This is a genomic window from Pseudomonas sp. GW821-FHT07G06, from assembly GCF_058986625.1.
In genome coordinates, this window is the sequence record NZ_JBYSVW010000003.1 from 506,409 (window position 1) to 526,834 (window position 20,426).

Annotated in this window: 17 protein-coding genes; 9 read left to right on the forward strand and 8 right to left on the reverse strand. The window is 60.1% G+C overall.

Features of this window, described 5'->3' with window-relative positions; genetic code table 11:
• Positions 1 to 100: 100 nt before the first annotated feature.
• Entirely contained in the window at positions 101 to 988 is an 888-nt protein-coding gene (gene cdhC / locus AC3WJW_RS08975) for a 3-dehydrocarnitine:acetyl-CoA trimethylamine transferase CdhC (RefSeq protein ID WP_493725772.1), read from the reverse strand.
• Between the two features lie 96 nt (positions 989 to 1,084).
• Positions 1,085 to 2,029, reverse strand: coding sequence for a choline ABC transporter substrate-binding protein (locus tag AC3WJW_RS08980; protein ID WP_493725773.1), 945 nt, complete (start codon positions 2,027 to 2,029; stop codon positions 1,085 to 1,087).
• A gap of 225 nt (positions 2,030 to 2,254) precedes the next feature.
• On the opposite strand from AC3WJW_RS08980, the gene AC3WJW_RS08985 reads away from it, so the two are divergent.
• Positions 2,255 to 3,199, forward strand: a complete 945-nt coding sequence (locus tag AC3WJW_RS08985; RefSeq protein WP_102700689.1) for a GlxA family transcriptional regulator — start codon at positions 2,255 to 2,257, stop codon at positions 3,197 to 3,199.
• A 146-nt stretch (positions 3,200 to 3,345) separates the two neighbouring features.
• On the opposite strand, the gene AC3WJW_RS08990 is transcribed toward AC3WJW_RS08985, so the two are convergent.
• From AC3WJW_RS08990 to AC3WJW_RS09000, 3 genes are all read right to left on the reverse strand, one after another.
• On the reverse strand, positions 3,346 to 3,762 hold the full coding sequence (locus AC3WJW_RS08990) for a DUF3010 family protein (RefSeq protein ID WP_007985961.1): 417 nt from the start codon (positions 3,760 to 3,762) through the stop codon (positions 3,346 to 3,348).
• Between the two features lie 33 nt (positions 3,763 to 3,795).
• Complete coding sequence (locus AC3WJW_RS08995) at positions 3,796 to 4,119, reverse strand: helix-turn-helix domain-containing protein (protein WP_493725774.1); 324 nt, start codon at positions 4,117 to 4,119, stop codon at positions 3,796 to 3,798.
• Between the two features lie 215 nt (positions 4,120 to 4,334).
• Positions 4,335 to 4,736, reverse strand: a complete 402-nt coding sequence (locus tag AC3WJW_RS09000) for a lysozyme inhibitor LprI family protein (RefSeq protein ID WP_493725775.1) — start codon at positions 4,734 to 4,736, stop codon at positions 4,335 to 4,337.
• Positions 4,737 to 4,960: 224 nt separating this feature from the next.
• Between AC3WJW_RS09000 and AC3WJW_RS09005 the strand changes: the two genes are divergently transcribed.
• The 7 genes from AC3WJW_RS09005 (at position 4,961) to AC3WJW_RS09035 (ending at position 14,232) form a co-directional block, all read left to right on the forward strand.
• A complete protein-coding gene (locus tag AC3WJW_RS09005) occupies positions 4,961 to 5,938 on the forward strand; it encodes a dipeptidase (RefSeq protein WP_015097138.1) in 978 nt (325 codons plus the stop codon).
• A gap of 78 nt (positions 5,939 to 6,016) precedes the next feature.
• Entirely contained in the window at positions 6,017 to 6,547 is a 531-nt protein-coding gene (locus tag AC3WJW_RS09010; protein WP_007975505.1) for a DUF5943 domain-containing protein, read from the forward strand.
• 15 nt (positions 6,548 to 6,562) lie between these two features.
• Complete coding sequence (gene dgcA, locus AC3WJW_RS09015) at positions 6,563 to 8,623, forward strand: dimethylglycine demethylation protein DgcA (RefSeq protein WP_007975506.1); 2,061 nt, start codon at positions 6,563 to 6,565, stop codon at positions 8,621 to 8,623.
• A 148-nt stretch (positions 8,624 to 8,771) separates the two neighbouring features.
• Positions 8,772 to 10,715, forward strand: a complete 1,944-nt coding sequence (gene dgcB, locus AC3WJW_RS09020) for a dimethylglycine demethylation protein DgcB (protein ID WP_493725776.1) — start codon at positions 8,772 to 8,774, stop codon at positions 10,713 to 10,715.
• Positions 10,715 to 11,935 (forward strand): electron transfer flavoprotein subunit alpha, encoded by a 1,221-nt coding sequence (etfA, locus tag AC3WJW_RS09025; RefSeq protein ID WP_493725777.1) that lies wholly within the window; start codon positions 10,715 to 10,717, stop codon positions 11,933 to 11,935. The genes dgcB and etfA overlap by 1 nt, the downstream gene beginning before the upstream one ends.
• 15 nt (positions 11,936 to 11,950) lie before the next feature.
• Entirely contained in the window at positions 11,951 to 12,721 is a 771-nt protein-coding gene (etfB, locus tag AC3WJW_RS09030; RefSeq protein ID WP_493725778.1) for an electron transfer flavoprotein subunit beta, read from the forward strand.
• Between the two features lie 344 nt (positions 12,722 to 13,065).
• A complete protein-coding gene (locus AC3WJW_RS09035) occupies positions 13,066 to 14,232 on the forward strand; it encodes a retropepsin-like aspartic protease (protein ID WP_493725779.1) in 1,167 nt (388 codons plus the stop codon).
• A gap of 785 nt (positions 14,233 to 15,017) precedes the next feature.
• Here the strand turns inward: AC3WJW_RS09035 and gbca are convergent.
• Positions 15,018 to 16,313 (reverse strand): glycine betaine monooxygenase oxygenase subunit, encoded by a 1,296-nt coding sequence (gbca, locus tag AC3WJW_RS09040; protein WP_493725780.1) that lies wholly within the window; start codon positions 16,311 to 16,313, stop codon positions 15,018 to 15,020.
• 282 nt (positions 16,314 to 16,595) lie between these two features.
• Here gbca and gbcB point away from each other — a divergent pair, with 282 nt between their 5' ends.
• Positions 16,596 to 17,696 carry a glycine betaine monooxygenase reductase subunit gene (gene gbcB, locus AC3WJW_RS09045; protein ID WP_095964136.1) on the forward strand — a complete coding sequence of 367 codons (1,101 nt, stop codon included), beginning with the start codon at positions 16,596 to 16,598 and terminating at the stop codon, positions 17,694 to 17,696.
• A 125-nt stretch (positions 17,697 to 17,821) separates the two neighbouring features.
• Here gbcB and AC3WJW_RS09050 read toward each other — a convergent pair whose 3' ends face one another.
• Together AC3WJW_RS09050 and AC3WJW_RS09055 are read right to left on the reverse strand one after the other, a co-directional pair.
• Positions 17,822 to 18,646, reverse strand: a complete 825-nt coding sequence (locus tag AC3WJW_RS09050) for an SDR family oxidoreductase (RefSeq protein WP_493725781.1) — start codon at positions 18,644 to 18,646, stop codon at positions 17,822 to 17,824.
• Positions 18,647 to 19,272: 626 nt separating this feature from the next.
• The gene (locus AC3WJW_RS09055) at positions 19,273 to 20,313 is read right to left on the reverse strand and encodes a threonine aldolase family protein (RefSeq protein WP_218473389.1); all 1,041 of its coding nucleotides are present in this window, start codon (positions 20,311 to 20,313) and stop codon (positions 19,273 to 19,275) included.
• Positions 20,314 to 20,426 lie beyond the last annotated feature (113 nt).

The window sequence follows — 20,426 nt, forward strand, 5'->3', positions numbered from 1 at the left end:
GCCTGCTCGCGAAGAGGCCGGTACATCCGACAGATCTCTTGCGTCAGTCATGCCGCCTTCGCGAGCAGGCTCGCTCCCACAGGGGAAAAGTTGTTGTGAATTAACCGCGCTGGGTCAGGCCCATTTTCTTGCGGCCTTCAGCGGGGGTGAGCACGCGGGCACCGAGGCGGCTGAGGATTTCCGTGGCGCGTTCGACCAGTTGGCCGTTGGTCGCCAGCACGCCCTTGTCCAGCCACAGGTTGTCTTCCAGCCCGACCCGCACGTTGCCGCCGAGCAATACCGCTTGCGCCGCCATCGGCATTTGCATGCGACCGATACCGAAGCCGGCCCAGACCGCATCGGCGGGCAGGTTGTCGACCATGGCCTTCATGGTGGTGGTGTCCGCCGGCGCGCCCCACGGGATGCCCAGGCACAGCTGGAACAACGGGTTGTCGAGCAGGCCTTCCTTGATCATCTGCTTGGCGAACCACAGGTGGCCGGTGTCGAAGATTTCCAGCTCGGTCTTCACGCCCAGCTCTTGAATGCGTTTGGCACCAGCGCGAAGCTGGGCCGGGGTGGAGACGTAAATGGTGTCGCCGTCGCCGAAGTTCAGGGTGCCGCAATCGAGGGTGCAGATTTCCGGCAGCAATTCTTCGACATGGGCCAGACGAGTCAGCGGGCCAACCAGATCGGTGTTCGGACCGAATTCCATCGGATTTTCGCCGGCACCGATTTCCAGGTCGCCGCCCATGCCGGCAGTGAGGTTGACGATGATGTCCACGTCCGCCTCGCGGATACGCTCCATCACCTCGCGGTACAGCGCCACATCACGGCTGAACTTGCCGGTTTGCGGGTCGCGAACATGGCAGTGAACCACGGTGGCACCGGCCTTGGCGGCCTCCACGGCGGCAGCCGCGATCTGTTTCGGGGTGACCGGCACGTGTGGGCTCTTGCTGGTCGTGTCGCCAGCACCGGTGAGTGCGCAGGTGATGATGACGTCGTGGTTCATTTGGCGGTTCCTTACAGGCGAGTTTTTGGTTTTTGGCCAGGCGTGGTGATCCCGTTCGCAGCCCCTTGGGGCTGCGAGACGGTGGTGGGTTCGGGTTTATTTACTGGTCAGTTGCAGGTTTTCAGCGGCCGGTTTGCCATCGAAGGTGGTGACGCCTTCAAGCCAGCGTTTTTTGTCCTGCGGGTGATCCTTGAGCCATTGTTTGGCCGACTCGAAAGCGTCCTTGTGATCCAGCAGTGGCTGCATCATCCGGCTCTCGTCTTCGGCGGTGAACGTCAGGTTGCTCAACAGGCGACCGATATTCGGGCACTGCTCGGCGTAGGTCGGTGAGGTGACGGTCCACACGGTGGCCTTGCCTTCGTTCGGGCCGAGGGCGTCGTCGCTGCCGGTGAGGTAGGTCATTTTCACGTTGACGTTCATCGGGTGCGGCGCCCAGCCGAAGAACACCACGGCTTCGTTGCGACGCACGGCGCGATCCACCGCGGCGAGCATGCCGGCTTCGCTGGACTCGACCAGCTGGAACTTGCCGAGGCCGAACTGATTCTTGGAGATCATCGCCTTGATCTGGGTGTTGGCGCCCGAGCCAGGCTCGATGCCGTAGATCTTGCCGCCCAGTTCTTTTTCGAACTTGGCGATGTCGGCGAAGGTTTTCAGGCCCTTGTCGGCGAGGTAGGTCGGCACGGCGAGGGTCGCGCGGGCGTCTTGCAGGCTTGGCGCTTCAAGCACCTTGACCTGCTTGGCGTCGACGAACGGGGTGATGGTCTGGGTCATCAGCGGGTTCCAGTAGCCGAGGAACAGGTCCAGACGCTGGTCGCGGATCCCGGCGAAGATGATTTGCTGGGAGGCGCTGGTTTGTTTGGTACTGTAGCCGAGGCCATCGAGCAATACCTGGGTCATGGCACTGGTGGCGATCACGTCGGTCCAGTTCACTACACCCATGCGCACGTTCTGGCATGCGGCGGGTTCGGCGGCCATGACACTGGCGCTCAGTAACGCGGTACCACTGAGTGCAAGAACACAGCTGCTGATCAGTCGTTTCATTCTCAGGTTCCTCGGCAGTTCGTTTATTGTGAGTTCCGGTGTCTGATGCGCCGGTGATGCCAAGTTACGCAGCAAAGCACCGATGAAAGCGCACTGCGGCGACCAGCTCTTGCACTGCAGCGACCTGTGCTCTTGAAAGCCGCTTGCAACTGGCGTATCAACATCCTCACGCTACCCGCCCTCTCGTTACCTGGCCTCTTGTTACCTGCTAAGCGAGTGCGCTCCATGTCCCAGGATTTCTACTTCTTGTTGATGCCGGGTTTCTCGGCCATCGGGTTCATCTCGGCCATCGAGCCGTTGCGGGTCGCCAATCGCTTTCGCGGCGAACTCTATCGCTGGCATGTGCTGAGCGCCGATGGCGGGGCAGTGCTGGCCAGTAACGGTATGTCGGTCAACGCCGATGCGGCGCTGGAGCCGCTGAAGAAAGGCGCGACCTTATTGGTGGTCGCCGGCTTCGAACCGCTGAAATTCGCGACCCCGGCACTTGAGCATTGGTTGCGCCGACTGGACAACGAAGGCGTGACCCTCGGTGCCATTGACACTGGCAGCTTCATCCTCGCCGAGGCGGGTTTGCTCGACGGCCATCGCCTGACCCTGCATTGGGAAGCCATCGACGCCTTCAAGGAGTCATATCCACAGCTCAGCGTCACCCAGGAACTGTTCGAGATCGACCGCCGGCGCATCACTTCCGCTGGCGGCACCGCCTCTATCGATTTAATGCTGGATTTGATCGCCCAGGCCCATGGCCCGGAACTGGCGATCCAGGTCAGCGAGCAATTTGTACTCGGCCGTATCCGCCCGCGCAAAGACCACCAACGCATGGAAGTCGCCACGCGTTATGGCATCAGCAACAAGAAGCTGGTGCAGGTGATCGGTGAGATGGAGCAGCACAGCGAACCGCCGCTGAGTACGCTGGAGCTGGCGGAATCGATCAAGGTGACGCGGCGGCAGTTGGAGCGGTTGTTTCGGTTGCACCTGAACGACACGCCGAGCAATTTCTATCTGCGGTTACGGTTGGAAAAAGCACGGCAGTTGCTGCGACAGACCGACATGAGTGTGCTGGAGGTGAGTATTGCCTGCGGGTTTGAGTCACCGTCGTATTTCACCCGCAGTTACCGGGCGAAATATGAGCGATGCCCGCGGGAGGACCGGCGTACCGCCAAAGCCTGATTGAGTTTTGAGGCTAAACACATAGCCAGTGTGGGAGCGGGCTTGCTCGCGAAGAGGCCATTCAATTCAACATCGATGTTGACTGATAAACCGCATTCGCGAGCAAGCCCGCTCCCACATTTGATCTTTGGCGTCTGGAAAGAGGATTACTTCTTCATCAACGCCGAACACGCTGCTTTATAAGCCTCATGCTGATACTTGTTCAGCGCTCCCGGCAGCTCGAAATTGTGCTTTTTGGCCTGGGCATTGATCGTCTGCGGCGACAACAGCGTCACTTCGCAATTCTCCAGCAGCTGGAAAACCCCTTCGATCTTGAACGTGGTCGGCCCGCCAGCGAACTCGCCTTTTTTGCTGCGCTTCTTGATCGCGATGCGGTCGATGGAATTTTCACGGACAAACGAGGCGACCTGAGCGGCAAACACTTTGACGTTGGCAGCTTCGTCGTCATCGTCCAGAGCGATTTTCTTGGTGGCGAGCGCGACATGGTTCAGCGCCTGACCGTCCAGCGTGGCCACGGCGATGATCGCTTCGCTGCCCTTGATTTCGATGCCGCAGACTTTCATGTTCAATCCCATTAGTGACCGAGGGTGAGCAGCTTACAGCTCAAGCTGGCTGGCAGTGATACCAAACGCCAAAGCGATTTTTTCGCGAGTGGCTTTACGGGGCTTGGCGACTGTTTCCTGTTGGGCAAAGGCAGGCTGGGTTATGCCCATGCGTTTGGCCACTTCATCCTGTGTAAGGTTCAAGTGTTCGCGCCAGGCGCGGATTGGGGTAGCGCCATCGACAATGCGGCTCACCACCTCGTGGGGGATCAAATCGGGCTCGATTTTCTGTGCCACGTATTGCGCATAGGGAATGACAACAAAGGCGGGATTGCCTTCGGCGTCGTTGATGATTTGGATGTCAGTAGGTACGTTCATCGCGGAAGAATATAAGTCTTTTATAAGATTATCGAGTCTTTACTTATATTTTTATGGTTGGCCATCAACAACATTTTTCGGCATGTTGCGTGAAAAGCCCGCAGAGTAACGGCTTTGGACAGACGCTGTAGGTCAGATCAAAGTGCTTTGTGGGAAAGGGTGTTTCTTAGGTTGAAAGCCGGTAGTGATACCAGCTTTCGACGGACGAATGGGGACTACTCCTGCCCAATCGACTCCAAAAACTCTGACCGCTCATCACTCATCCGCGCAATGCAATCATTCTGGGCAATGGTGAATGCCTTGCTGCCACTGGTGGCCGGGAAGGCTTCGACGGCGCAGTCTGCGTCGCGGGTCTTCAGCCATTGCTGTTGGGCGGCCTTGAGCTTGGCGGTGATGTCGGCCAGTTGCGACGGGTTTTTGCCGTATTGCGACTGCATGCGGTCGCTCAGGCCCTGGAGGTTTTCCTTGAGCAGGTCTTCGGCGGTGGTTTTGCTGAAGGCCGAGCACTCGAGGGTCTGGATGTCGTTTTCGACTTTATCGCACGGGTTGTCGTCGGACTCCTCCGCTGCGTGTACGCCGGTCGCAATCAGTGCCAAAGCCAGAAGGATGGATTTCATTCAGGTCGCCGCTCTATTCCAGTGATGCAGCGAATTCTGGCCCAAGCCGAGGGCCTTGAACAGGTCGCTGATTGTGCCTGGCGACGACCCTTTGTCGCGGATTGACGCTTTCGGCAAACCCTCTGTCGTTTTTGCACCCGGTCGCCACGGCCCTCAGGCATATGCTGGCCCCAAAGCGCCGGCAGACGATTCGGCGCATGAATCGCTAATAAGGGGACAGCCTGATGAGCCCAGCCGAATTGCACGCCGACAGCATCGTTATCGACGGGCTGATTATTGCCAAGTGGAACCGTGAACTGTTCGAAGACATGCGCAAGGGCGGTTTGACCGCAGCCAACTGCACCGTGTCGGTGTGGGAGGGGTTTCAGGCCACCGTCAACAACATTGCCGCGAGCCAGAAGCTGATCCGCGAGAACAGCGACCTGGTGATGCCGGTGCGTACCACCGCCGACATCCGCAAGGCCAAGGAGCAGGGCAAGACCGGCATCCTCTTCGGCTTCCAGAATGCCCATGCCTATGAAGACCAGATCGGCTATGTCGAGGTGTTCAAGCAGCTCGGCGTGGGCATCGTGCAGATGTGCTACAACACCCAGAACCTGGTGGGCACCGGTTGCTACGAGCGTGATGGCGGCCTGTCGGGCTTCGGTCGCGAAATCGTCGCCGAGATGAATCGCGTTGGCGTGATGTGCGACCTGTCCCACGTCGGCTCCAAGACTTCCGAAGAAGTCATCCTCGAGTCGAAAAAGCCGGTCTGCTACTCCCACTGTCTGCCGTCGGGGCTCAAGGAGCACCCGCGCAACAAGTCCGATGAAGAACTCAAGTTCATTGCCGACCACGGCGGCTTTGTCGGCGTCACCATGTTCGCGCCATTCCTCGCCAAGGGTATCGACTCGACCATCGACGACTACGCCGAAGCTATCGAGTACGTGATGAACATCGTCGGCGAAGACGCCATCGGCATCGGCACCGACTTCACCCAGGGCCATGGCCAGGACTTCTTCGAATACCTGACCCACGACAAGGGCTACGCCCGCCGCCTGACCAGCTTCGGCAAGATCATCAACCCGCTGGGCATCCGCACCGTGGGCGAGTTCCCGAACCTGACCGAAACCCTGCTCAAGCGCGGCCACTCCGAGCGAGTGGTGCGCAAGATCATGGGCGAAAACTGGGTGAACGTCCTCAAGGACGTTTGGGGCGAATAAGCCACTGCACCTCTGAATCCTTTCCCCCGGCCGCCCGCGCCGGGGGCAACACCAAAATTTTTCTGGAGTTAAGTTTCCATGGCCAAGATCGCCCCGCAATTGCCAATCGAAGTCGACAGCGAGACCGGTGTCTGGACGTCCGACGCCCTGCCGATGCTGTACGTGCCACGGCATTTCTTCGTCAACAACCACATGGGCATCGAGGAAGTGCTGGGCGCTGAAGCCTATGCCGAAATCCTCTACAAGGCCGGCTACAAGTCCGCCTGGCACTGGTGTGAAAAAGAAGCCGAATGCCATGGCCTGGAAGGCGTCGCGGTGTTCGAGCACTACATGAAGCGTCTGTCGCAGCGCGGCTGGGGCCTGTTCAAGATCCAGGACATCGACCTCGACAAAGGCACCGCCAGCGTCAAGCTCGAACACTCGGCGTTCGTCTACGTGTACGGCAAGGTCGGGCGCAAGGTCGACTACATGTTCACTGGCTGGTTTGCCGGCGCGATGGACCAGATCCTCGCCGCTCGCGGCAGCAAGATCCGCACCGTGGCCGAGCAAGTCTACGGTGGCTCCGAAGAGGGCCACGAAGACGGCTTGTTCATCGTCAAGCCGTTGTAAGTCGAGGAACCCGCCATGGCTTTCGAAGCAATGTTCCAGCCGATCCAGATCGGCAAACTGACCATCCGTAACCGCGTGCTCAGCACCGCGCACGCCGAGGTTTATGCCACCGACGGCGGCATGACCACCGATCGGTACGTCAAGTACTACGAAGAGAAAGCCAAGGGCGGGATCGGCCTGGCGATTTGCGGCGGTTCGTCCGTGGTGGCCATCGACAGCCCGCAGGAATGGTGGAGTTCGGTGAACCTGTCCACCGACCGCATCATTCCGCACTTCCAGAATCTGGCCGATGCCATGCATAAGCACGGCGCCAAGATCATGATCCAGATTACCCACATGGGCCGTCGCTCGCGTTGGGACGGCTTCAACTGGCCGACGCTGATGTCGCCGTCGGGTGTGCGCGAGCCGGTGCACCGTGCCACTTGCAAAACCATCGAGCCGGAAGAGATCTGGCGGGTGATCGGCAACTACGCTCAAGCGGCCCGCCGCGCCAAGGCCGGTGGCCTGGACGGTGTCGAACTGTCGGCGGTGCACCAGCACATGATCGACCAGTTCTGGAGCCCGCGGGTCAACAAGCGTACCGACGAATGGGGCGGCACCTTCGAAGGCCGGATGAAGTTCGGTCTGGAAGTCTTGAAAGCCGTACGCGCCGAGGTCGGTGACGATTTCTGCGTGGGCATGCGCATCTGTGGTGACGAGTTCCACCCGGACGGCCTGTCCCACGAAGACATGAAGCAGATCGCCAAGTATTACGACGACACCGGCATGCTCGACTTCATCGGCGTCGTGGGTTCGGGTTGCGACACCCACAACACCCTGGCCAACGTGATTCCGAACATGAGTTATCCGCCGGAGCCGTTCCTGCATCTGGCTGCCGGCATCAAGGAAGTGGTCAAGGTTCCGGTGCTGCACGCGCAGAACATCAAGGACCCGAACCAGGCCACGCGTATCCTGGAAGGCGGTTATGTCGACATGGTCGGCATGACCCGCGCGCACATCGCCGACCCGCACCTGATCGCCAAGATCAAGATGGGCCAGATCGACCAGATCAAACAATGCGTCGGTGCCAACTACTGCATCGACCGTCAATATCAGGGCCTGGATGTGTTGTGCATTCAGAACGCCGCGACGTCTCGTGAATACATGGGCCTGCCGCACATCATCGAAAAAACCACTGGCGTGAAACGCAAGGTGGTGGTGGTCGGCGCCGGTCCTGCCGGGATGGAGGCCGCCCGCGTGGCCGCCGAACGTGGCCACGACGTGACCCTGTTCGAGAAAAAGGAATTCATCGGCGGGCAGATCACCACCGCCTCGAAAGCCCCGCAACGGGACCAGATCGCCGGTATCACCCGCTGGTATCAACTGGAACTGGCGCGGTTGAAAGTCGACCTGCGCCTGGGCACCGCGGCGGATGCGCCGACCATCATGGACCTGCGTCCGGACGTGGTGGTGCTGGCTGTCGGTGGTCATCCGTTCATCGAGCAGAACGAACACTGGGGCGCGGCTGAAGGCCTGGTGGTCAGCAGCTGGGACATCCTCGACGGCAAGGTTGCACCGGGCAAGAACGTGCTGGTCTACGACACCATTTGCGAATTCACCGGCATGTCGACCGCCGACTTCATTGCGGACAAGGGCAGCCAGGTCGAGATCGTCACCGACGACATCAAGCCGGGCGTCGCCATCGGGGGTACATCGTTCCCGACTTACTACCGCAGCATGTACCCGAAAGAAGTGATCATGACCGGCGACATGATGTTGGAGAAGGTCTACCGCGAAGGCGACAAGCTCGTAGCGGTACTGGAAAACGAATACACCGGCGCCAAAGAGGAGCGGGTGGTTGACCAGGTGGTCGTGGAAAACGGCGTGCGTCCGGACGAAGAAATCTACTACGCGCTGAAGGAAGGCTCGCGCAACAAAGGCCAGATCGACGTCGAAGCCTTGTTCGCGATCAAGCCGCAACCTTGCCTGGAGCAGAGCGGCGACGGCTACCTGCTGTTCCGCATCGGCGACTGCGTGGCCCAGCGTAACGTGCACGCGGCGATCTATGACGCGCTGCGGTTGTGCAAGGATTTCTAAGCTTATGACACCCCCTGTGTAGGAGCTGCCGCAGGCTGCGATCTTTTGATTTTGTTTTCAAGATCAAGATCAAGATCAACAGATCGCAGCCTGCGGCAGCTCCTACACCGACCGCGTTTCTCCAAGATGTACTGGTGGGAGCTTCACCATGTTGAACACCCTTCTTCCAATCCTGTTGTTCGCAGCCCTTGGCCTTGGTGTCCTGGGCGCGTTGCGGCGGGTGGCCATGTGGCGCCGGGGCCGGGCTTCGAAAGTCGACCTGATCGGCGGCCTGTTTGCCATGCCCAAGCGCTACATGGTCGACTTGCACCATGTGGTGGCGCGGGACAAATACATTGCCAACACCCACGTCGCCACGGCCGGCGGTGCGGTGGCGTCCATCGTGCTGGCGATTCTGGTGCACGGTTTCGGCCTGCATAACCGCTTCCTCGGCTATGCGCTGCTGCTGATGTCGGCGGTGATGTTCGTCGGCGCGATCTTCGTTTACCTGCGTCGGCGCAACCCGCCGTCGCGCCTGTCGAAAGGCCCGTGGATGCGCCTGCCGAAAAGCCTGCTGGCATTCTCGGCCTCGTTCTTCCTGTTGACCCTGCCGGTGGCGGGCATCCTCCCGGAAAACTTCGGCGGCTGGCTGTTGGCAGCGATTCTCGGGGTTGGCGTGTTGTGGGGCGTGTCGGAGCTGTTCTTCGGCATGACCTGGGGCGGGCCGATGAAGCACGCCTTTGCCGGCGCCTTGCACCTGGCCTGGCACCGCCGTGCCGAACGTTTTGGCGGCGGCCGTTCCACCGGTTTGAAGCCGCTGGATCTCAGCGACCTGAGTGCGCCACTGGGCGTGGAAAAACCCAAGGATTTCACCTGGAACCAATTGCTCGGCTTCGACGCCTGCGTGCAGTGCGGTAAATGCGAAGCCGCGTGCCCGGCCTTCGCCGCCGGCCAGCCGCTGAACCCGAAAAAACTGATTCAGGACATGGTTGTCGGCCTGGCCGGTGGCACCGATGCAAAATTCGCTGGCAGCCCATATCCCGGCAAAGCGATTGGCGAGCACGGTGGCAATCCGCATCAACCGATCGTCAACGGTCTGGTGGACGCCGAGACCCTGTGGTCGTGCACGACTTGCCGCGCCTGCGTCGAGGAGTGCCCGATGATGATCGAGCACGTCGATGCCATCGTCGACATGCGCCGTCACCTGACCCTGGAAAAGGGCGCCACCCCGAACAAGGGCGCCGAAGTCCTGGAAAACCTGATCGCCACCGACAACCCGGGCGGCTTTGCGCCGGGCGGGCGGATGAACTGGGCGGCGGACTTGAACCTCAACCTGCTCAGCGAAAAGAAATCCACCGACGTGCTGTTCTGGGTCGGCGACGGCGCCTTCGACATGCGCAACCAGCGCACCCTGCGCGCCTTCGTCAAAGTGCTCAAGGCGGCGAAAATCGACTTCGCCGTGCTCGGCCTCGAAGAACGCGACAGCGGTGACGTGGCCCGGCGCCTGGGCGATGAAGCAACGTTCCAATTGCTGGCCAAGCGCAACATCCAGACCCTGGCCAAGTACAGCTTCAACCGCATCGTCACCTGCGATCCACACAGCTTCCATGTGCTGAAAAACGAGTACGGCGCCTTCGACGGCAACTACCTGGTGCAGCATCACAGCACTTACATGGCGGAAATCATCGATGCTGGCGCGCTCAATCTTGGCCAGCACAAAGGCGACAGCGTGACCTACCACGACCCGTGCTACCTCGGCCGCTACAACGGCGAATACGAGGCGCCGCGCCAGGTGTTGCGCGCGCTCGGGATCGAAGTGAAAGAGATGCAACGTTCCGGTTTCCGTTCCCGCTGCTGCGGCGGTGGCGGCGGTGCGCCGATCACCGACATTCCGGGCAAGCAACGCATTCCTGACATGCGCATGGAAGACATCCGCGAAACCGGTGCCGAACTGGTGGCCGTGGGTTGTCCACAGTGCACCGCGATGCTCGAAGGCGTGGTCGAACCCCGGCCGCTGATCAAGGACATCGCCGAACTGGTGGCCGACGCGTTGCTCGACGACGCCGCGCCTGCCAAGACACCCGTCAAGCGCGAACCTGCGGAGGCCCACTGATGAGCGACATTATCCGCCGCGACCCGCGGGCCGAGTGGATCGCCCGCAACCGTCTGCATCCACTGCACGCGGCCATGCAACCGGCGCAGCACAGCTGGATGGGGCCTAACGGTGTCATCCGCAAGAATCCCCATGGCATTGGCTTTATCGGCCCCAATGGCATCAAGCGCATCGACCGCAGCGGCGCCCAGCAGGGCGGGACGGCTAAACGTTCAGCCGCGGTTGAAGTGCAATTGCCATTGCATCAGGTGGCCGCGCCGGCGTTTTACATCAGCGTGGTACCGGACATGGTCGGTGGCCGCTTGAGCAGTCACGACCGCGACCTGCTGGGCCTGGCCCATCAACTGGCCGGCAAGGACGGCGCAGTGCTGGCCGTGGTGTTCGGCGAGCACAAGGAAAGCGCTTTTGCCACGGCGGGCGTCGACCGCCTGCTGGTACTGGAAGGCGAAGCGTTCAACGGTTATGCACCGGAGCAACGGGTCCAGGGCCTGCGGGCTGTGGATAACCAGTTCAGCCCACGTCACTGGTTGTTGCCGGACAGTCGCACCGGTGGCGGGGAACTGGGTCGGCGCTTTGCCGCCGCCCTGGGCGAACGCCCGGCCACACGGGTCTGGCAGGTCAAGGATCAGGAGTGCATCGGTCGCGCCGGTGCCGGTCTGCAAGACCTTGCCCGTCCGTTGGCGCGCTTGATTCTGGCAGCTGCCGAGTGCGCCGAACCGGTCAGTGAAACCCGTCATGAAGCGCTGCCGGTGGAGTTATCCACAACCGTGGCGCGCAGCCTGTCGCGGATCGAAGATCTGGGCGCGGTGGCGGTGGACCCGGCGGCGATTCCGATGGCCGAGGCCGAGTTCATTTTCTCCGGCGGCAACGGGGTCAAGGACTGGGGACTTTTCCACAGGACCGCCGAAGCCCTCGGCGCCACTGAAGGCGCATCGCGGGTGGCGGTGGACGACGGCTTCATGGCCCGCGATCGTCAGGTCGGGGCGTCCGGTACCTGGGTGACTGCACGAGTCTATGTGGCCGTGGGGATTTCCGGGGCGATCCAGCACCTGCAGGGCATCGGTGCCTGCGACAAGGTGGTGGCGATCAACCTCGATCCTGGCTGCGACATGATCAAGCGTGCCGACCTCTCGGTGATCGGCGAGAGCGCGGAGATTCTTCAAGCCTTGATCGAAGCGGTAGAGGCTTACCGCAACGACGCCAAGCGCGATGCGGCTTAAGGGAAGGAAAGGGTTATGAGCACGAAAATCATCAGCCTGGTGTCCATCGGCGCCCACCCGACGTCCGGTCGGCCGCGTCGTGCGGAACAGGATGCGCGGGCGGTGGAACTGGGCCTGCAACTGGCTGGGGATAACTTGCAGGTGCTGCATGCCGGCGACGTCGCCGAGCCTGCATTGCGCGCTTACCTGGGCATGGGCCTGGAACAGTTGCATGTGCTTGAGCAACCCGAGGGTGCCGATGCGCTGCCGGCATTGACCGAGTATCTGCGCGATGCCGGTGCTCAGGTGGTGTTGACCGGCAGCCAGGCGGAAACCGGTGAAGGCTCGGGCATGCTGCCCTTCCTGTTGGCCGAAAGCCTGGGCTGGCCGCTGGTGGTGGGGCTGGCGCAGGTCGAGTCAATCGATGGCGGTTCGGCGCTGGTGCTGCAAGCCTTGCCGCGCGGTCAACGTCGTCGGCTGAAGGTGCGCCTGCCGTTTCTGGCAACGGTGGACAACGCCGCGCCCAAGCCTCGCCAGAGCGCGTATGGCCCGGCCCGACGTGGCGTGCTGCAAGCGCAGGACGTTGAAGTCGTCGATGATGAACTGCTCGCGGTCGCCAGCCTGCAACCGGCCAAACCACGGCCCAAGCGGTTGAAAGTGATCAAGGCCAAGAGCGGCGCCGACCGCATGAAAGCCGCGACGGCCAAGGCCAGTGGTGGAGGCGGGCAGGTGCTCAAAGGCGTGACGGCCCAGGCCGGCGCCGAGGCCATCCTCAAATTGCTGATTGAAGAAGGTGTGGCCCGCTAGAGCTTTTTGTAGGAGCTGCCGCAGGCTGCGATCTTTTGATCTTTTTTTTAACAATCAAGATCAAAAGATCGCAGCCTGCGGCAGCTCCTACACCGGCCAGGCATTGCCGGATGTCGGTGCCATTCGGTACGCCCTGAACGACGTCGATTTCTCTTGCCAGAACTGCCTGATTGCGCGATGCGGCACGATCACACTGGCGGTGAGCTACAGTTTTCTATGCGCTGATCAAGGGTGCGGCACGCGTTCGGGAGTTTTCAGACATTCAGCGCTTACTCATAAAACCCGGTTTTATGACTGGCTTGAATATGAAGACTTTCGCTCTTTTGGCGCTCTTTGCTACGGCCATGTGGGTATCCACAGGCTTGCTGTCTGCCGCCCCGACAAAAGCACCTACGGCCGATCAGGACTTTTATCAGTGGTTCGAGACCGAGCAGGGGCGTAATGCGTCCCTGGCTCAGTTGCGGCAACAGTGCGACAAGGTGCCGGATGCCGATAAGCACCTCGACTGTTCGGTGACGGTCCTGGCCAGAATGCTCGAAGCCAAGGTCGCCAACCAACTCCCCGAATACTATCTGGCGATCAAGGGCAGGCATGGCCGGGCGATAGAGGCCAGCGCCGATCTGAAACCCCTGTTCTCCATGTTCGGCGACAAATCACTGGCTATCCTGGCGACGACTGGCAATTTCTCGGTCAGCGGTTCGGCGCGGCATGAGGTGCTGCCGCTGCATCCGTATGCCAACGACTTTTACATCGCGCAAGAAGTGCTGCCATTTATCGATGTCGGCGCGGCCAACGGTGCCTCGGCGCGTTTTGTACTGGACACCGGGGCGCCGCAAACCCGGGTCAACATCGACACGGCGAAACAGATGGGCATCAGGTTGTTGCCCGATGCTCAGTATCGCTACAGCACGTTTTATGGCGAAAAAGGCCTGATCGCGAGGCTGGGCATTCTCCGGTCACTCAAAGTCGGCACTCGCGAGTTCAGGAATGTCCTGGTGTTTGTCAGCGACCGGGAGAATTTGTTGGGGCTGGACCTGATCAGCAAACTGGGGCGCTTGAAGATCACCAGAAGCGCCCTGGAGCTCAATCCTGCGCCTGTCAGGCGCTGTGATGCGTTCATTGCCTTTAACCGCGTGGATCTCAATCAGCGGCTGGTGGTTGCCGCTCAGCTGGATCGCCGGACAACGCAGGCCATCATCGATACGGGAAATGTCGACTACCTGACGGCCTCGTCACCTGGCAGGCAGGTCAATGCCGTGCAGGCACTGACACCAGGAAGCTCGAACGGTTACACCGGCGACAACAAGCACTTTCAACGCTTCGACGGCGTACTGGTCATGCAAGGCAACATCATGGCGGTCAGCTACAAATACTATCCGGGCTTCACCATCCCGCCGTCGCTGCTGGGCGGGCAATACGTGCCGTCGATATTGCTCGGTTGGCGCGCTTTCAAGGACTTTGAATTGAACCTGGACCTGGACTCAGGTCGCTCATGCTTCAATAAAGTCTGAACACGGCGGTGTTTACCCACAATCCCTGTTGGTGGTTCTGTGGATAACATGTTCGCCTCTCGCTACGGCCCATGTAAATCAAGCCCTGCAAGGCGTCGTTCAAAAAACAACCAGCCTGGTTCGTGGTTTTTCCAAGCTTTTTCAAGGGGATAAGTGCTGCTGTTAACCCAGAGTTGCCCCCAATCTCTGTTGGCGCTTCTGTGGATAAGATGTTTGCTATCGGCTGCAGGCCTTGTAAACAGAGGTGCGCAGGCATCTGATCATAAAATGATCAAAAGACGGTTTTGCATTGTTTGTTTTCACGCAAACGCTGGATTTTCCAAGGTTTCAGCGGTTTTCCACAGAGCCTTCCAAGTTAACCCCAAAGTCTGTTGGCGCTTCTGTGGATAAGGTGTTTGCCATCCTCTGAACGCCTTGCAGGCCGTGGCTTTCAGGCTTTAGATCAAAAAACGACCAGGCCACTCGTGGAAACAGGCTTCTGGATAAGTCACGGTTTTTCTTTGGTTTTCGTGAAGAAAATTTCCAGCATTTCCACAGTTGTCCCCAATAGCTGTGGGTGGAGATGTGGATAACTTGTTTGCGGAAAGCTGGGAGGTGCGGCGGGCATAGGTCTGAACGAGATAGGTCATATTTCGTACAGTTCTAAAGTGATGAAGGCGGGATGTCAGATATTCATGTGGTGGAGGGGAGGTCGCATTCGCGAGCAGGCTCGCTCCCACATTTGATCTGTGTCGTTCACAAATCCACTGTGGGAGCGAGCCTGCTCGCGAAGCTTTTGATCTTGATCAGCCGCTAACCGGAACTCCCTTGAGGTAAGGCGCAGGCTCGGCCCCAAGGTTGCTCAGCAGACGCTCGCTGTACCAGTCCACGAAGTTCACCACGCCGAACTCATAGGTCTTGGAGTACGGGCCAGGCTGGTAGGCGGTGGAGTTGATGCCGCGCTGGTTCTCTTCGGCCAGGCGACGGTCCTGGTCGTTGGTGGCGTCCCAGACCTGGCGCATGCGCTCCACGTCGTAGTCCACGCCTTCGATGGCGTCCTTGTGCACGATCCACTTGGTGGTGACCATGGTTTCCTGGGCGCTGATCGGCCACACGGTGAACACGATGATGTGGTCGCCCATGCAGTGGTTCCAGGAGTGCGGCAGGTGCAGGATGCGCATCGAGCCCAGGTCCGGGTTCTTGATGCGGCCCATCAGCTTGGCACAGCCCTGTTTGCCGTCCATGGTCATCGACACGGTGCCCTTGAGCAGCGGCATGCGCACGATGCGGTTGCGCAGGCCGAAGCTGGCGTGGGCGTACGGGATCTTCTCGGCTTCCCAGGCGGCGGCGGAGGCGGCCACGTGGTCCTTGAACGCCTGGTCGGCGCGCGGATCCGTGACGTCGTCCCATTCCAGCAGGGTTTTCAGCAGTTCAGGGTGCGATGCGTTGCAGTGGTAGCACTCGCGGTTGTTCTCCAGCACAAGCTTCCAGTTGGCCTTTTCCATCAGGGTGGTTTGCACCGCCACCTTGGTGTTTTCCATGTCGTACGGTTCCATGTAATGGTTGAGCGTCGACAGGAAGTCATCGATAGCCGGTGGATTCTCCGACAGGCTGATGAAGATGTAGCCGCCGGCGGTCTTCACGTTCACCGGTTTGAGGCCGTACTCCTTCATGTCGAAGTCGGCGCCCATCTCGGTGCCGGCGAACAGCAGGCGGCCGTCGAGTTCGTAGGTCCATTGGTGGTAATGGCAAACCAGCTTGGCGACCTTGCCCTTGTCGCTGGTGCACAGGCGCGAGCCACGGTGGCGGCAGACGTTATGGAACGCGTGCACCACGCCTTCGGCGCCACGGATCACGATGATCGGGTTCTTGCCGACCTGCAGGGTCAGGTAGTTGCCCTTGGTGGGGATCTCGCAGGTCATGCCGGCGATCAGCCACTCTTTCTGAAAGATTTCCTGCATGTCGATATCAAACAGGCGCTCGTCGGAGTAAAACGGCTGCGGCAGCGAGAACGTGCGCTCGCGCTCCTGCAGCATCTGCGCGGTGGCCTTGCGTGCGGGTTCCAGCGGATCGCCCAGGCTCAGGGTAGTAGTGACGTCCATCGTTTTATCCTCAAGGCCATCTGCGTGGCCGGCGAAAGTGGCTAATCAGGGTTGCTACGCAAGGTGTAAAGAATGTGTCTTGGTATGGGGCGAGTGTGGGGCCGGCGCAGGCCAGAACCTTATCCATGGGCGACATGGTGCAATCTGTTCCCGACGCGCAAGCCCCGGTCGTTGGGGGCTGGTCGCGATAAGCATGTCAATGTCGCAGATAGGTAAATGGGTGATCCGCGCTATACGCAGAATCGCCAACATGAAGGCCGGCAGTCGGCCGTGGAGATCAGCATGTCCAACAGCTTCCTGAATCCGGTAACCACCCAGACCTGGGCCAATGGTCGGCACATCGTCCGTTGCGTCAAAGTCATCCAGGAAACCTGGGATGTGCGCACCTTTTGCTTCATGGCCGACCAGCCGATCCTGTTCTTCTTCAAGCCGGGGCAATTCGTCACCCTGGAGCTGGAAATCGAAGGCCAGCCGATCATGCGTTCGTACACCATTTCCAGCTCTCCGTCGGTGCCGTACAGCTTTTCGGTGACCATCAAGCGTGTGCCGGGCGGCAAGGTCTCGAACTGGCTGCACGACACCCTGCACGAAGGCCAGGAACTGGCGGTGCACGGCCCGGTCGGGCTGTTCAATGCCATGGACTTCACCGCGCCGAAGGTGCTCTACCTCAGCGGCGGCGTTGGTATCACGCCGGTCATGTCCATGGCGCGCTGGTTCTACGACACCAACGGCAATGTCGACATGGTGTTTATCCACAGCGCCCGTTCGCCTAAAGACATCATTTACCACCGCGAACTGGAGCACATGGCGTCGCGGATCGAAAACTTCAGCCTGCACCTGATCTGCGAGAAGCACGGCATGGGTGAGCCCTGGGCCGGTTATCGCGGTTACCTGAACCACAGAATGCTTGAATTGATGGCGCCTGACTTCCTTGAGCGCGAAGTATTCTGCTGCGGCCCGACGCCTTATATGAATGCGGTCAAGCGCTTGCTGGAAGGCGCAGGTTTCGACATGTCGCGTTACCACGAAGAATCCTTCGGTGCGACCCCGCCAGAGGCGCGCGCCGATGCGGTAGAACATGCAGAACAAGCGGCCGAGGCGCCGGAAGTCGACGCGGCGGACCTGCATCAGGTGGAGTTCACCGCCTCCGGCAAGAGCATCCGCGTGGCCCCGGGCGAGACCGTGCATGCGGCGGCGGCCAAGGTCGGCCTGATGATTCCGAAAGCGTGCGGCATGGGCATCTGCGGCACCTGCAAGGTGTTGAAGCTGGGTGGCGAAGTGGAGATGGAGCACAACGGCGGGATCACCGAGGAAGACGAAGCCGAAGGGTTCATCCTGTCGTGCTGCAGCGTGCCGAAGGGCGACGTGCGCATCGAATTCTGACAGCCGCGAATCCCCTGTAGGAGCGAGCCTGCTCGCGATGGACGTCAACGATGACGCTGGCAACCTGGCACCCCGCGGCGTTCTCAGGTTCATCGCGAGCAGGCTCGCTCCTACAGGGGAGGGTTTTAGTCGATAAACAGGTCTGTCATCAGCTTTTCGGTGCTGTCGGGCGCGAACCGATAGTGCTCGAACTCGGTCGCGCCGTTCTCCCGCAAGATCTCCTCATCAATCAACAACCGCCCGGTCAGGCTGCGGTTTGTGCTGCTCAGAATCACATGCGCCGCATCCGCCATGATCGCAGGCGTTCGCGCATGCTTGAACGATTCCTTCGACCCCAGCTGAAACTCGATGGCCGCAGTGGCAATCATCGTCTGTGGCCACAGCGAGTTGACGCTGATGCCGTAATTCCTGAATTCCTCACTCATGCCCAGGGTCAGCATGCTCATGCCGTACTTGGTGACGGTATAGGGGCTGTATTGGGCGAACCACTTGGTGGCGAGGTTCAGCGGCGGAGACAGGTTGAGGATGTGGCCACCGGACTTCTTCAGGTAGGGCAACGCAGCCTGGCTGCACAGCAGTACGGCACGGGTGTTGATCTGGTGCATCAGGTCGAAGCGTTTCAGTTCAAGGTGCTGGACTCCGGTCAGCTTGATTGCCCCGGCGTTGTTGATCAGCGCGTCGATACCGCCGAAATGTTCGTTGGCCCGGGCCAGCGCCTCACGTACGGCATCCTCTTCACGTACATCTACCTGCAAGGCTAGCGCCTTGCCGCCTGCGGCTTCCACTTCCCGGGCCACGCTGAAAATCGTGCCCGGCAGCTTGGCATGGGGTTCGGCGCTTTTGGCGGCGATCACAATGTTGGCCCCATCGCGTGCGGCCCGCAGCGCGATCTCGCGGCCGATGCCGCGGCTGGCGCCGGTGATGAACAGGGTTTTGCCTTGCAATGACATGCTGACGCTCCAGATTGTTGTTATGTGAGCGGATCGGCTCGACAAACAATGTAGACGAAGTCTCGCAGGCGTCGGTTTGAGGTATGGTTTCTAGAGGTTTCAACTCACAGCGACTGCGGCAAGTGGCGGCCATTGTGGCGAGGCGCAAAGCACCTCGTCACAATGGATAAGGTTGTAAATCAAGTCGTTATCAATCGATGATGTGGGTTGTCGGAGCCATCAGTTTTTTCTTCAGCTCCACAGCGTTATTTCGAACCCTCGAGTTTCATCCCCCGCGTATTCTTTGTGCCTGATCTGGAACTCGTTCAGCCGAATTATTACGGTGTCGCCGACCTGGGCAAATTTGTGAAGTTCCTCCCAACTGACTAAAACGGGAGCGGAAGGGCTTTTGGAGTCGCTTTTCAGGAGTTGGATCAAGGTTTTATCTTTCATTTGGATTGCGCTCTCTGGAACTCGGTTTTCCTATCGAATGTTCGACAGGCCATAGTTCCTGAAATACTGCGAAGAATCATTTTCAGGTCGGCAAAACCTACACTGGCGAAATCCAGATCTGGAACTGTAAGAAATACCAGGGCCGACAAGCGGTAGGCGAAACTCTGTAGCGCCTGCCGCTGGCTGTAGCGATTTCAGGTGCTCATCACTTCACGAATGTCTTTCGCCAATTCACGCACGCGCGCTTCTTCGGTGTCCCACGAGCACATGAAACGTGCGCCGCCGTTGCCGATGAAGGTGTAGAAACGCCAACCCCTGGCGGTCAGGGCAGCGATGGCCGGTTCCGAGAGTTGCAGGAACACGCCGTTGGCCTGCACCGGGAACATCAGCTCCACGCCAGGAATGTCGCTGACCAGTTCGGCCAGCAATTGGGCGCAGCGGTTGGCGTGGTTGGCGTATTTGAGCCAGGCGTCGTTTTCCAGGATGCCGACCCAGGGTGCCGACAGGAAGCGCATCTTTGAAGCAAGCTGCCCGGCCTGTTTGCAGCGGTAATCGAAGTCTTCGGCCAGTTTGTGGTTGAAGAAAAGAATCGCCTCGCCCACTGCCATGCCGTTTTTCGTGCCGCCGAAGCACAGCACGTCGACGCCGGCCTTCCAGGTCAGATCGGCCGGGGAGCAACCGAGGAATGCGCAAGCGTTGGAGAAGCGTGCGCCGTCCATGTGCAGGTTCAGACCCAGCTCCTTGCAGGTGGCGCTGATGGCACGGATTTCGTCCGGGGTGTAGACGCTGCCGACTTCGGTGGCCTGGGTCAGGGTCACCACGCGAGGTTTCGGGTAGTGAATGTCCTGGCGCTTGAGCGCGACCTCGCGGATCGATTCCGGGGTCAACTTGCCGTTTTCAGTGCGGGCGATCAGCAGCTTGGAGCCGTTGGAGAAAAATTCCGGGGCGCCGCATTCGTCGGTTTCGACGTGAGCGGTTTCCGAGCAGATCACGCTGTGGTAACTCTGGCACAGCGAGGACAGCGCGAGCGAGTTGGCGGCGGTGCCATTGAAGGCGAAAAACACTTCGCAGTCGGTTTCGAACAGTTTGCGGAAATCGTCGGACGCGCGGGCGGTCCATTCGTCGTCACCGTAGGCGCGCTGGTGGCCGTGGTTGGCCTGTTCCATGGCCGCCCAGGCTTCAGGGCAGATGCCGGAATAGTTGTCGCTGGCGAATTGTTGGCTCTTGTCGGTCATGGCCTGCTTCCGTGGTCGAGATGCCTATGGTGAAGCGTCCCGTGGTCAATGAGGGTGCGCACTGTACCCAAGATCGTCAGGTGGAGCGCACAGGATGTCGCTGTTTGGAAAAT

Coding starts and splice junctions, on each gene's coding strand:
- cdhC (WP_493725772.1), bottom strand. CDS start 988: ATGAACCACGACGTCATCATCACCTGCGCACTCACCGGTGCTGGCGAC.
- AC3WJW_RS08980 (WP_493725773.1), bottom strand. CDS start 2,029: ATGAAACGACTGATCAGCAGCTGTGTTCTTGCACTCAGTGGTACCGCG.
- AC3WJW_RS08985 (WP_102700689.1), top strand. CDS start 2,255: ATGTCCCAGGATTTCTACTTCTTGTTGATGCCGGGTTTCTCGGCCATC.
- AC3WJW_RS08990 (WP_007985961.1), bottom strand. CDS start 3,762: ATGAAAGTCTGCGGCATCGAAATCAAGGGCAGCGAAGCGATCATCGCC.
- AC3WJW_RS08995 (WP_493725774.1), bottom strand. CDS start 4,119: ATGAACGTACCTACTGACATCCAAATCATCAACGACGCCGAAGGCAAT.
- AC3WJW_RS09000 (WP_493725775.1), bottom strand. CDS start 4,736: ATGAAATCCATCCTTCTGGCTTTGGCACTGATTGCGACCGGCGTACAC.
- AC3WJW_RS09005 (WP_015097138.1), top strand. CDS start 4,961: ATGAGCCCAGCCGAATTGCACGCCGACAGCATCGTTATCGACGGGCTG.
- AC3WJW_RS09010 (WP_007975505.1), top strand. CDS start 6,017: ATGGCCAAGATCGCCCCGCAATTGCCAATCGAAGTCGACAGCGAGACC.
- dgcA (WP_007975506.1), top strand. CDS start 6,563: ATGGCTTTCGAAGCAATGTTCCAGCCGATCCAGATCGGCAAACTGACC.
- dgcB (WP_493725776.1), top strand. CDS start 8,772: ATGTTGAACACCCTTCTTCCAATCCTGTTGTTCGCAGCCCTTGGCCTT.
- etfA (WP_493725777.1), top strand. CDS start 10,715: ATGAGCGACATTATCCGCCGCGACCCGCGGGCCGAGTGGATCGCCCGC.
- etfB (WP_493725778.1), top strand. CDS start 11,951: ATGAGCACGAAAATCATCAGCCTGGTGTCCATCGGCGCCCACCCGACG.
- AC3WJW_RS09035 (WP_493725779.1), top strand. CDS start 13,066: ATGTGGGTATCCACAGGCTTGCTGTCTGCCGCCCCGACAAAAGCACCT.
- gbca (WP_493725780.1), bottom strand. CDS start 16,313: ATGGACGTCACTACTACCCTGAGCCTGGGCGATCCGCTGGAACCCGCA.
- gbcB (WP_095964136.1), top strand. CDS start 16,596: ATGTCCAACAGCTTCCTGAATCCGGTAACCACCCAGACCTGGGCCAAT.
- AC3WJW_RS09050 (WP_493725781.1), bottom strand. CDS start 18,646: ATGTCATTGCAAGGCAAAACCCTGTTCATCACCGGCGCCAGCCGCGGC.
- AC3WJW_RS09055 (WP_218473389.1), bottom strand. CDS start 20,313: ATGACCGACAAGAGCCAACAATTCGCCAGCGACAACTATTCCGGCATC.